The organism is Pedobacter anseongensis, assembly GCF_037482965.1.
Taxonomy (GTDB): domain Bacteria; phylum Bacteroidota; class Bacteroidia; order Sphingobacteriales; family Sphingobacteriaceae; genus Pedobacter; species Pedobacter anseongensis.
This window is the reverse complement of sequence record NZ_JBBHKB010000003.1, coordinates 541,017-553,623: the sequence shown is the minus strand read 5'-3', so window position 1 is coordinate 553,623 and position 12,607 is coordinate 541,017. Positions and strand designations below refer to the sequence as shown.

The window sequence follows — 12,607 nt, the reverse complement described above, 5'->3', positions numbered from 1 at the left end:
GACTTTTCCTATATTTACGGCTCAAAAAATATAAATGATAGAATTTAACCGCTTTACGCTTGCAAATGGCTTAAAAGTTATTGTTCATGAAGATATTACTACGCCTATGGCCGTTTTAAATGTTCTTTATGATGTTGGCGCAAGAGACGAAGAACCCAATAAAACCGGATTTGCCCATTTGTTTGAACATCTGATGTTCGGAGGCTCTATAAATATCCCAAATTATGATGAACCCTTGCAACGAGTAGGGGGCGAGAATAATGCTTTTACGAGTAACGACATCACCAATTACTACATCACTCTGCCATCGACAAATTTAGAAACTGCTTTTTGGTTAGAAAGCGATAGAATGTTAAGCCTGGCTTTTTCTGAAAAGAGCTTAGATACACAACGTAATGTGGTGATGGAAGAGTTTAAACAACGCTACCTTAATCAGCCTTATGGAGATGTTTGGTTAAAATTGAGACCTTTAGCTTATCAAACCCACCCTTATCAATGGGCTACTATCGGGCAAGATTTAGCACAGATTGAAAATGCGAAAATGGAAGATGTAAAAGCATTTTTTAAAAAGCATTATACTCCTCAAAACGCAATTTTAGTTGTGGGGGGAAATGTAACTACAGCTGAAGTTAAAAAACTTGCCGAAAAATGGTTCGAGCCTATCGCTGCAGGAAATAAATATGAACGCAACTTGCCTCAAGAACTTCCTCAAACCGAAGCACGTTCTTTAACTGTACATGCAAATGTGCCCTTAAATGCTATTTATATTGCATTTAAAATGCCAGCTAGAAATGATCCTAATTATCAGGTATTCGATTTATTAGGGGATATTTTATCACAGGGGCAATCCTCTCGGCTTTATAACAGCTTATTAAAAGAGCAACAATTGTTCAGCGATATTAATGCCTACATGTCTGGCAGTTTAGACGAAGGGTTATTTATTGTTGAAGGAAAATTAATTGCTGGGGTAGAAAAGGATATTGCCGAGCAAGCAATTTGGAAAGAACTGGAGAAAATCAGCAATGAAATGGTAAGTGATTTAGAATTAACAAAGGTTAAAAACAAATCGGAGTCGATTATGGCGTTTTCTGAAATGAATTTATTGGATAAAGCAATGAATTTAGCCTATTACGAATTATTAGGTGATGCCAATTTGCTAAACACCGAGATGCAGAAGTACGCGTTAATTACTGCAGAGCAGATTAAGGAAGCCGCCAAGGAAACCTTCGTAAAAGAAAAATCATCAACCCTATACTATTTAGCCAATGCTTAACCGTGCCCTCTCACCTGCCTATAAACAGGTAAACGATATTAATTTTATTACTCCAGAAAATAAACAATTAAGTAACGGTATCGATGTTTATACTTTTAACGCAGGTCAGAAAGAACTGGTTAGGGTAGAATTTATTTTCGATAATATAAATTGGAATGCTAGTAAGCCATTGCAAGCCGTTACGGTAAATAGTTTAATTAACAACGGCACAACGAAATTATCTGCTAAAGAAATAGCAGAACAAGTTGATTATTACGGTGCATTCTTGCAAACCGAATACGGTGCCGATCATATAACGATTACGCTTTATAGTTTAAGCAAACATCTTTCCTCGGTTTTACCGATTTTAAAAGCCATTTTAAGCGAAAGTAATTTTCCACAACAGGAGTTGGATATTTTTATACAGAATCAAAAGCAAAAACTTCAGGTTAACTTGCAGAAGAATGATTTTCTAGCCCGGAAAACTTTTGCTAACGCTATTTTTGGAGATACTGCTTACGGATCGGATATTTCAATGACGGATTATGATCAGTTGAAGCGTAACGATCTCATTAGTTATTTTCAGGCTGCTTTTAAGCCTGAAAACTGCATCATCATTGCTGCGGGGAAATTTGAATTGAAAGAGTTTGCGCTATTGGATGAGTTTTTTGGAAAAGATTGGGGAAATTCATCACCCTCTGTATTAAATAAATTTGCCTTTTTACCAACTGCAGGCAGTAAAATTAGGATCGATAAACCTGAATCTGTTCAAAACGCCATCCGTATGGGAAAATTGGCAATTAACCGTTCTAATGACGATTTTCCGGCTTTTCAAGTATTAAATACTGTACTTGGTGGCTATTTTGGCTCGAGGCTAATGGCAAATATTCGTGAAGATAAAGGCTACACTTATGGCATTGGATCGGGTGTTGCTTCCTTAAAACATGCGGGTTACTTCTTCATTGCCACCGAAGTTGGGGCTGATGTGTGTGAAAATGCCTTAGCCGAAATTTATAAAGAAATAGAAGCGTTAAGAACAGAAAAGGTGAGTGATGAAGAGTTAGACTTAGTTCGAAATTATATGCTTGGCTCGTTGTTAGGAAGCTTGGAAAATATTTTCTCGCATGCCGATAAATTTAAAAACCTACATTTTTCTAAATTGGGATACGATTACTATCGTAAATATATCAACACAGTTAAAAATATATCTCCAAACGAAATACAGCATATGGCACAGAAGTATTTAGATCCTGCGAATTTTGTTGAGGTTGTGGTTGGTAAAATAAAACAGGCGTAAATAAGGATGAATAGTGTGAAAGAAAATCCAAATTTTAACTACGTGAGCAATCCCGATTTATCGTTAATTGATTGGGATTACGTAATTTCATTGTTTTATAAAATAGAATGGAAGCACCGTAAAGCCGGAGAAATTGAAGCTGCATTTAGAAACAGTACAGCTACCCTTTTTATATTTAAAAACGAACAAATAATAGCTTTTGGCAGGGTAGTGGGTGATGGAAGATATTATGCCATGCTGGCCGATATTGTAGTTGATCCCGATTATCAAGGTCAGGGCCTCGGTAAATATTTGGTTACTAGGTTAAATAGCCAATTAATTGATTATCATTTTGTTAATTTAAGTGCTGCGCCAGGCGCCGATCATTTTTATAAAAGCATGGGTTGGAAAAAACAAACTACAGCTTTTATTTGGCCACAAGGACCGAAACAATTAAGACAACATTGTGAGAAGGAAAGTTAATTAGCATTTCGTAAAAGCGCTACCTTTCCATCCATGGTACTCACCACAATGTTTTTATTGTCGATTGGGTTAATGGTATTGATCATGGAGTTATCAATTTTATGTAACCATAAATTTTGATGTGTTTTTGCATCAAAAGTATACACTACTCCATTTTTTGTGCCGTAAAAAACAACCCCACCTTTCTCCACTAAATCGGAAGGGGTGTGTTCGTAACCAAAACCAGCATTTAACTTCCAAGCTAATTCTGGGGCGGTTCCATTTGCTTTATAAGCAACAATTTCGTCTTGCATAGTTTTGCCATAAATGGTAGTGCTATCAGCTGAGAGGCCAATCGACTCTCTAACCATAGCTTCTTTGGTTCGCCACAAAGTTCTCCCATCATTTACATTAATTGCCGTTAAAAAGCGATCGGGTGCGGCAATGTAAACAATTCCATTAGCAGCTACTGGAGTGCACATGGCAGGAGAAAACATTCTGTTTCCATTGTCGTTGTTCCATTTCCACAAGAGTGTTCCTGATTTAACATCGAGCGCGTACAAATACCTTCCCCACGAACCAAAAATAACTTTGCCCTGGTAAATTAATGGTTTACCTACGATGGCTCCCTCAACCTCTTTAAACTCCCAAATTACTTTACCGGTTTTAATGGCAATTGCTCTAAAGGTATGATCGCTTCCTCCTATTAATACCTGCTCGCCATCAACAACTGGTGAACCTAGTACCGCATTAGCCGTTTCTATTTTCCAACTAACTTTGCCGCTACTACTATTTAGCGCATAGATGTTTCCATCTCCAGAACCTAAAACAACGGTTTGTTTACTAATTACTGGCGATGAATAAATAGCTCCTTTGGTTTTGAATGTCCACAACTTTTTGCCTGTATTTCTACTTAATGCTTCTACCAAGCCTAAGCTATTTCCGAAAATAATTGCTTTATCGCTATATGCAGGTGTATTTACCACATTTGCACTCGAATGATACGTCCACACCTCTTTAACAGTTGCATACTTTTTATTGATATCGAAACTTGGTCGCTCGTAAGCCTTTAAGGTTTGATGTACAAAGGGTTTTAATGGGATTTTTCGCCATGAGGGAAGCAGTTCTTGATTTGGCTTTTTAATCGAAAAATAGACCGTGTCTTTTGTCATGTTTACGATGTTATACCCACCAATAGTGTCCTTTGCTCTCAAATTCGATCTGCCCATAGTGGCCGGGATGCCCTCAAAATTCATAGCGATGTTACGGTGTCCGTGCCCATTAATGATGTATTGGATATTACGGGTTTTTAATCGATCGGTTACCTCATACCAATTATCCAGGCTGTTATCAATTGGATAATGATTTAAAAAGATGATGGGCATATCTTTCGGCGTCTTTTTTAAGACTTCATCTAACCAAACAGTGGCATCTCGAGGAATATGTCCGTCGCTCATGCGCACATAAGGCCCAGAAGCACATGCAATAAAACGATAACCTTTATGGTCGAACGTAAATTTATCATACCCAAATTCTTTAATGAAGCTCACCCCGCCCGATTCAGACCAACCCGTATCGTGATTGCCTGGCATTATGTAATAGGGTATTTTCAGTAAAGAAAATATGCTTTTAGCTAATTTTAATTCCTCGTTTGTTCCCATTTCGGTGATGTCGCCGGTGATTACCACAAAATCGAGGTCTTTTTGCAGATTGATATCGGCAACGGTTCTTCTTAAATCTTCTTCCCCGGTAGTGGCGCCAATATGGGTATCGCTAATAAAAGCGTATTTAAAGTCTTGTGCAAAAACAGAAAAATGGAGAGCAACAAAAAATAGTAAAAGGAGGGATTTCTTCATTAAAGTAATTTTTTAATAAAGATGAGTAGATTTTTTTGCTAAGACAAGTGCTGTCTTAACTTGTTGATAAGAAAGAGCTGTGTGAGGAAGCACCATTTTTACGGTCTGTATTTTTACAGACCGTAAGTATGTTGAAGGTGCAATCTAAACCTTAATAATCCAAACTAATAGGTGGGATTATAATCTAGGGCACCACCCCTAGATGAAACTAATTGCGCTTTCAGCACAATTTTAAACTTTTAATACTTCACCTTTAACTTAGCGCTTTAATTAAGGAACCACCCTTAGCATTCTAAGTTAAACCGCAAACGCAGATAATCTTTTTACTTTTTAATCATAAAATTCAATTCAGAAACCAAATAAGGCACCACCCTCATGGGTTTTTGAATTGATATATACTGCGTAAACGTAAGAACCTATAGAAACGCTACAGGTGATTAAAAAAAATAGTGCATACTTAAATTACTTCTTCATTATAAAAAGATATTTTTAATTTGGATGATTAAATCGTATCTTTGCCCTGCAAATAAGAACTCCTAATTTATTTGCTATGCAACTCGATCCCCAAAAATTTATTGCAACTGGTTTAACGTACGATGACGTATTGTTGGTGCCTGCATATTCTGAGATTTTGCCACGTGATGTAAATACATCCACTTATCTTACTAAAAAGATTAAGCTCAATGTACCTTTGGTTTCGGCGGCAATGGATACCGTTACCGAAGCTGAATTGGCCATTGCTATTGCGCAAAACGGTGGTTTAGGCATGCTTCATAAAAACATGACGATTGATAGACAAGCAGAGGAAGTTCGTAAAGTTAAGCGTTCAGAGAGTGGGATGATTCAAGACCCTGTTACTTTACAAGAAACCGCTATTGTAGCCGATGCCTTTAACATTATGAAGGAGCATAAAATTGGAGGTATTCCAGTGGTGAGCCAAGATAATAAATTGGTAGGCATCATTACCAATCGTGATTTGCGTTTTCAAAAAGTAATGTCGAGGCCAATTGCGGAGGTTATGACAAAAGAAAATTTAATCACTGCTCCAGAAGGCACGAATTTAACTCAAGCTGAAGAAATTCTTCAACATCATAAGATAGAAAAATTACCAGTTGTAAATGCAGAAGGCTATTTAAGTGGTTTAATAACGTTTAAGGATATTCAAAAAGTTAAAAATTATCCTGCGGCTTGTAAAGACGATAGGGGTCGTTTACGTGTGGGTGCTGCAGTGGGTGTAACTGCCGATACCATGCTCCGTGTTGATGCATTGGTAAACGCTGGAGTAGATGTAATTACCATCGATACCGCTCATGGGCATTCGAAAGGGGTGGTTGATAAATTAAAAGAAGTAAAAGCAAAATACCCAGAACTACAGGTTATTGTAGGAAATATTGCTACTGGTACTGCTGCCAAGTTTTTAGCCGATGCGGGTGCTGATGCGGTAAAAGTTGGGATTGGTCCTGGTTCTATTTGCACCACCAGAATTATAGCTGGAGTCGGGGTTCCACAATTATACGCCGTTTTTGAATGTGCTAAAGCTTTACGAGGAACGGGTGTACCTGTTATCGCCGATGGTGGAATTAAACATACGGGCGATATCGCGAAAGCCATTGCCTCGGGGGCAAGTACAGTAATGGCGGGATCGCTATTTGCAGGTGTAGAAGAATCGCCTGGCGAAACTATTATTTACGAAGGAAGAAAATTTAAATCATATCGCGGAATGGGTTCTATTGAAGCGATGGAGCAGGGGTCTAAAGACCGCTATTTCCAAGATGTGGAAGACGATATTAAAAAACTAGTGCCTGAAGGAATTGTTGGTCGCGTGCCGTTTAAAGGAACCCTCGCCGAAGTAATGTATCAATATGTGGGAGGCTTGCGTGCCAGCATGGGCTATTGCGGAGCAGCTACTATCGAAAAATTACAAGAAGCTCAGTTTGTGCAAATTACTGCTGCGGGGATGAGAGAAAGTCACCCCCACGATATTACCATTACCAAAGAAGCGCCAAATTATACACGATAATTTGTGAATAACTAATGAACCCGACATGATAAAATAGTCATCAAAGGCTCCAATCAACCCATAAGAAAATAAATCAACTGGATGAAATCACTCTGTGTATACTGCGGCTCAAATTTTAATGGAGACCTAATTTTAAGAAATGCGATCGAAGAATTGGCAGCCGTTTTAGTAACTGAAGGAATAAAACTGATTTACGGAGGTGGGAGTGTGGGCGTAATGGGTGTGATTGCCGATGATATATTGAAAAAAAATGGTGAGGTAATTGGTGTAATTCCACAATTTCTGATGGATAAGGAGGTGGGACACACAGGCTTAACCGAAATGATCATTACCGAGAATATGCATCAGCGGAAGCAAAAAATGGCTGATTTAGCAGATGGATTTATTATTCTTCCAGGCGGATTTGGAACGTTAGAAGAATTTTTTGAAGTGTTAACCTGGTTACAGTTGGGCTTACATGCGAAACCAATTGGGGTGCTAAATGTGAATGGTTTTTATGATCCTTTGTTTTTGCAGCTCGATGTAATGGTGCAACATCGCTTTTTAAAGCAAACCAATCGGGATTTAGTATTCAATGAGACCGATGCGCAGGCTTTGGTACATAAAATGCAAAATTTTACCGCCGTGCCTGATGAAGTTTGGTTTAGGGATAGGAATTTGACTTAAGATTCCCTATTCTGTAAATACAAATTTTTGAATGATGATCTCAACCTGTTTTTGATCAGAGGGAGCTACGTTTTTGAATGCCCATAAATTAATATAGATTGGCATTTCTTTTTTGCTGATGGTTGATGCCGAATAGAGTTGGCTATGAATTTTCCTGCCTAGAAAATCAGAGTAGCTCTCAAATTTAACCGATGAGTTAGCTCGTGTTATGCGGTGAATAGAATAAGGTTCAGTTAATAAAAACTCAGTGGAGGAACCCCATCTTGCTGAATTCGTATTTTCTTCGGGATAAACATTATAATGGAGATTTTGGTTGTTAATCTCGCCCCATCTCGAAAATTCAATATCCATTTCATCATAATAATCAATTCCCGAATAATTGAACATTCCAAATACTACATTTTTATCTAATTGATCAAGCCTTCCTTCTACCCAAAATTCATACAAACCATTTCCGAATTTTTTTTCTGAGCTAATTTGTGCACAAAACCATTTGTTTGTTCCGGTTTCTTTGGTTAATTTAAGATGAAGATATCCTTTTCCATCAACCCAAATCGAATTTTCGCTCCAATAATTATTGCCTGGTGCAGCCCGCTTACTTGGAGAGTTGGTCACATTCCACTTATAACCACTAAAGGTAATGCTATTATTTACAGGGAATATTTTTAAAGAAAGAAGAGCAGAGTCTAAACTAGGTTGTGGCATAGGAAAAGTAATCAGCTCCCTTTTACACGAAAAGAGCAATAGTAAAGGGATAAGAAAGTAAAAGATGCCTTTTTTTAAAATTAACATCTATTATTTAATTTGTGGCAATAGAATTTCAAAATTTGAGCCTTTTCCTAACGTTGAATTTATTTTCAAGGTACCATCGAGGCCTTCAATTAAATGTTTAACCATCGTTAAACCGAAGCCAAAACCTAATTCTCCGGTAGTACCATTCGATGATGATTTAGATCCTGATAATATATTCACTATATCTTCCTCGGTAAGCCCCACTCCACTATCACTAACTAAAATTTGTAAATTTTTAATGCTGCCAATAAGGACTAAATCCATTTTTACATGCACAAAACCCCCTTGTGGAGTGAATTTGATGGCATTAGATATAAGGTTTCCTACAATCTGAAGCAGTTTGTTTTTAGAGATGGAAATGCTTTCATATTTAGGATTTATACTTACTGAAAATTCAATGTTTTTGTTTAGAGATTGTGGAAAATATAATTTTTCTAATTTTTCCTTAAATAACGTTAAATTAAAATCATTAGCTTTTTGGGTAGTATTGGTACTGTCGGTTTCATTTGTTAAAATCTCGTCTGCCAAATCTAAAATCGATTTGCTGCTTTTGTGAATAAGTCTAACCAATTCGAGTACTTCCTCAATTTTATTTTCATTACCTAATTCGTTTATAATTTCAGAAATACCAATGATTCCTGCAAGTGGGCCTCTTATATCGTGGGCTACTTTTTTGTTGACATCGGATGCGCCTTTTAGCTTATACCTCAAATCTTGTAAGAGTTTTATAGTATTTAGGCGATTTACGATTTCATTAGCAATTAGCTTCAATAATTCAACTTTTTCAGGGCTTATCGTTTTCGTCTCATTATCTAACACACACAAGGCCCCTATGTTGTGCCCTTCTTTTGTGGTTAAGGGTACACCGAAATAGTATCGAAGGTTAAGGGGTTGCTGAACATAAAATTTGTCACTAAAACGCTCATCGACAGAAAGATCTTTTACTTCGAGCTGGTCTTTTTCGAGAATGGTATATTGGCAAACAGAATCTTCTCTAGACATTTGTTCAATATCAAGACCAAACTTGCTAACGCTCCATTGCGTATAAGAATCAATAAGATTCACCAACGAAATGGAAGTTCCCGAAACTTTTGCGGCTAGTTGAACTAGATCTTCAAAATTATGTGATAAATCAGAATAATCTAGGTCAAATTCGGAAAGTGAAATTAACCTATTTAGCTCGTCTTTGGAGAGTAATGAAGTAGGATTTGACATATGCTCTTGGTAAATGGCTTAGATACAAATAATTAACAAAGCTACCGATATTTGGCTTTATCTTCATTTAATTTGAAATTAATTTACGACAAAATTTATTAAAATAGTGTCTTTTTTGTTAAAAAAAACTACTGTAATTCTTATCTTAGTAGTCTTGTAATTGTATATATAACTGCTCTTATTATATGTGCTTGCTTTTATCTTTAAATGCTTATCTATGAAAGTTTTAATTGCCGAAGATGATGAATTGATGTTAAGAACATTAGAGATGCGCCTAAAAAAAGATGGACATGAAGTAATTGTTGCACGAGATGGAAGAGATGCACTAAAGAGAATTGACGATTCAAACCCCGATTTAGTAATATCTGATATTATGATGCCTTATTCGTCTGGTATGGAGATTGTTGGAGCTTTGCGTGCAAGGGAAAGATATATTCCCATCATTATTTTGTCGGGTATGGGGCAGGAAGATGTTGTATTAGAAGCGTTTCAATTGGGCGCAGACGATTTTATAACCAAACCTTTTAGTCCAAATGAACTTTCTATTCGAGTAAGAAGGTTTTCATTGTCTCGAACGAAATGATTTTTTTTGAATTAATTGCATTAAGTTTTTTCAGTATTTCTTGCTTGCTAATTGTTTATATGCTTATTTATCTTAAGCTTGTAAAAAATCGACGTAGTAAATATAAAAAATGGAAAAACATAGCTGATCTTCTTGTTAGAGATGCAATTTTTAGTGAAAATGCTGATGTAGAGTTTGTAAAATTTCCTATTAATCATCGAACCGAGGTGTTATTAAAAAATGCTAGGTTCAGAAGGCTTCTAACTAAAGAAATCTTGTTGGCAAAAAAGAATATGTCGGGCGTAGCAGGTTCATTTTTGCAAAAGTTATATTTACAATTAGGGCTCGACCATTATGCTTTGATAAATCTACAAAGTAAGAAATGGCATATAAAGGCAAAAGCCATCCAAGACTTGGGGATCATGGATTTAAAGGAGCATTTAAGTAAAATTTATAGGCATACTAACAATCAAAATGAACTCATAAGAATGGAAGCTCAAATTTCAGTGATTAAGCTCACTGGTTTTGAAGGACTTCGTTTTTTAGATGTAGTGAGTTATCAAATCACAGATTGGCAACAAATAAAACTGCTTAATGAATTGAGTTTTTTGCCTGCCCATAATTTTAGTGGAATAGAAAAGTGGCTTTTATCTAAAAATGAAAGTGTAGTTATATTTGCGCTAAAATTGGCAAAGAATTTCCACCGATTCGAGTTGTATCAACAAGTAGAGGCTTGTTTAGATCATTTTTCCAAAAATGTAAGGCGTCAAGCCATCTTTGCACTCGAAAAAATATATATCGACGAAACCTCTAAGATGTTATTAGAGAGGTACAGTAGTGAAGTAGAACAGAATCAGATAGCGATTGTAAAAACTCTTCAACAAATTGGCAATGAAGAAGACATCCCTGTTTTGATTTCTTTTTTAGAAGGAGAAGAACCAGAGCAAAAAAGAGCAATAGTGAGAACCATTGCCCATCTATCTGAAAATGGAATAGCCCAGGTACGCTTGTTGCCAGAGTCGGCATTTGCCCCACTTAGCTTAATATTAAAACAAATAGAAGGAGAATTGAGCGCATGAGTTGGCAGAGTATCGTTGTAGATATATTTACCTATAGCCTTTTAGCGTATTCTGTACTGCTATTAAGTTGCTATATTTTTATTGGCATCTATTCTATTGGTGAAATTAAAAAACATCTTTATAAAAATAGTTTTACAGATTATAGACAGCTGGCAAGTGCTAGTCAGGCTCCAGGAATGAGTATTTTAGCTCCAGCTTATAATGAAGGTGCAAATGTGATTGAAAATGTTCGTTCGTTACTTTCTATACATTATGCTAATCTCGAAGTTATCATTATAAACGATGGAAGTAAAGACGATTCGCTGTCTAAATTAATTGAAGCTTATGATCTTTATAAAACTGAACATTTTGTAAATGAACAGATTAAGGCTAAACCGGTGCGGGGTGTTTACAAAAGTAGAAATAAGGTTTATAGAAAACTTATCGTTGTAGATAAAGAAAATGGTGGTAAAGCGGATGCATTAAATGTTGGGGTTAATATTGCACAAAAAGAATATATAGTTTGTATAGATGTAGATTGTATTTTAGAGCAAGATGCTTTGCTTAAGTTGGCGAAACCTTTTTTAGAAAATAGCAAACAACGGGTAATTGCAACTGGTGGAGTAATTAGGATAGCAAATAACTGCACGGTAGAAGGTGGGCGTCTTGTTGCGGTTAATTTGCCAAATAAATTTCTAGCTCGTGTACAAACCCTAGAGTACATCAGAGCATTTTTATTAGGTAGAATGGCATGGAGTCGATTAAATGGCTTGTTGTTAATTTCAGGTGCATTTGGGGCGTTTGATAAAGAGATTGTAATTAAAAGTGGGGGGTACGACCATAATACAGTGGGGGAAGATATGGAGCTAGTGGTTCGAATGAGAAGGTACATGGAAGAACTAAACCTTCCTTATAAAGTAGGTTTTATTCCCGATCCGTTATGCTGGACTGAAGCACCTGATAGCTTCAAAATATTAGGGAGACAACGAAACAGGTGGACCAGAGGAACTATTGAAACGTTGAAAATGCATAAAGTGATGTTTTTTAATCATAAATACGGATTTTTGGGATTGGTTAGCTACCCGTATTGGTTTCTTTTCGAGTTTTTAGCGCCTATTATTGAATTTTTAGGAATGTTCTTTTTTGTTTTATTCGCAGTAGCTGGATTAACCAATTGGCGATTCTTTTTTGGCTTATTAGCTGTGGTATTCAGTTTTGGATTCTTATATTCTGTATTTGCAATTCTTATGGAAATATTAACCTATAATCAATATAAACGTCGAAAGGATATCCTTAGATTAATACTTACTGCATTTTTAGAGCCCTTTATCTTTCATCCTTTCGTGGTATGGTCGGCCGTAATGGGTAACATAGATTTGCTGAGAAAGAAAAATTCGTGGGGTGAAATGACGCGACAAGGATTTAATGCGCCTAAAAAAGTAAATTAG

Annotated in this window: 11 protein-coding genes; 8 read left to right on the top strand and 3 right to left on the bottom strand. The window is 36.4% G+C overall.

What is annotated here, in order from left to right:
• Positions 1–34 precede the first annotated feature (34 nt).
• From WG904_RS13230 to WG904_RS13220, 3 genes are read left to right on the top strand one after another with little or no spacing between them, the layout of a single operon-like run.
• The gene (locus tag WG904_RS13230; protein ID WP_339579799.1) at positions 35–1,273 is read left to right on the top strand and encodes a M16 family metallopeptidase; all 1,239 of its coding nucleotides are present in this window, start codon (positions 35–37) and stop codon (positions 1,271–1,273) included.
• A complete protein-coding gene (locus WG904_RS13225; RefSeq protein ID WP_339579798.1) occupies positions 1,266–2,549 on the top strand; it encodes a M16 family metallopeptidase in 1,284 nt (427 codons plus the stop codon). Before WG904_RS13230 ends, WG904_RS13225 begins: the two co-directional genes overlap by 8 nt.
• Positions 2,550–2,555: 6 nt before the next feature.
• Positions 2,556–3,011, top strand: a complete 456-nt coding sequence (locus WG904_RS13220; RefSeq protein ID WP_339579797.1) for a GNAT family N-acetyltransferase — start codon at positions 2,556–2,558, stop codon at positions 3,009–3,011.
• Here the strand turns inward: WG904_RS13220 and WG904_RS13215 are convergent.
• Positions 3,008–4,846 carry an outer membrane protein assembly factor BamB family protein gene (locus tag WG904_RS13215; protein ID WP_339579796.1) on the bottom strand — a complete coding sequence of 613 codons (1,839 nt, stop codon included), beginning with the start codon at positions 4,844–4,846 and terminating at the stop codon, positions 3,008–3,010. The genes WG904_RS13220 and WG904_RS13215 overlap by 4 nt on opposite strands.
• Positions 4,847–5,396: 550 nt before the next feature.
• On the opposite strand from WG904_RS13215, the gene guaB reads away from it, so the two are divergent.
• Positions 5,397–6,866, top strand: coding sequence for an IMP dehydrogenase (gene guaB, locus WG904_RS13210; RefSeq protein WP_339579795.1), 1,470 nt, complete (start codon positions 5,397–5,399; stop codon positions 6,864–6,866).
• 81 nt (positions 6,867–6,947) lie between these two features.
• A complete protein-coding gene (locus WG904_RS13205) occupies positions 6,948–7,532 on the top strand; it encodes an LOG family protein (RefSeq protein ID WP_339579794.1) in 585 nt (194 codons plus the stop codon).
• A 6-nt stretch (positions 7,533–7,538) separates the two neighbouring features.
• Here WG904_RS13205 and WG904_RS13200 read toward each other — a convergent pair whose 3' ends face one another.
• Together WG904_RS13200 and WG904_RS13195 are read right to left on the bottom strand one after the other, a co-directional pair.
• A complete protein-coding gene (locus WG904_RS13200; protein WP_339579793.1) occupies positions 7,539–8,324 on the bottom strand; it encodes a glycoside hydrolase family 16 protein in 786 nt (261 codons plus the stop codon).
• A gap of 3 nt (positions 8,325–8,327) precedes the next feature.
• On the bottom strand, positions 8,328–9,539 hold the full coding sequence (locus WG904_RS13195) for a GAF domain-containing sensor histidine kinase (protein ID WP_339579792.1): 1,212 nt from the start codon (positions 9,537–9,539) through the stop codon (positions 8,328–8,330).
• Positions 9,540–9,756: 217 nt separating this feature from the next.
• Here WG904_RS13195 and WG904_RS13190 point away from each other — a divergent pair, with 217 nt between their 5' ends.
• From WG904_RS13190 to WG904_RS13180, 3 genes are read left to right on the top strand one after another with little or no spacing between them, the layout of a single operon-like run.
• A complete protein-coding gene (locus WG904_RS13190) occupies positions 9,757–10,122 on the top strand; it encodes a response regulator transcription factor (RefSeq protein WP_339579791.1) in 366 nt (121 codons plus the stop codon).
• 59 nt (positions 10,123–10,181) lie between these two features.
• The gene (locus WG904_RS13185; RefSeq protein ID WP_339579790.1) at positions 10,182–11,180 is read left to right on the top strand and encodes a HEAT repeat domain-containing protein; all 999 of its coding nucleotides are present in this window, start codon (positions 10,182–10,184) and stop codon (positions 11,178–11,180) included.
• Positions 11,177–12,607, top strand: a complete 1,431-nt coding sequence (locus WG904_RS13180; RefSeq protein WP_339579789.1) for a glycosyltransferase family 2 protein — start codon at positions 11,177–11,179, stop codon at positions 12,605–12,607. The genes WG904_RS13185 and WG904_RS13180 overlap by 4 nt, the downstream gene beginning before the upstream one ends.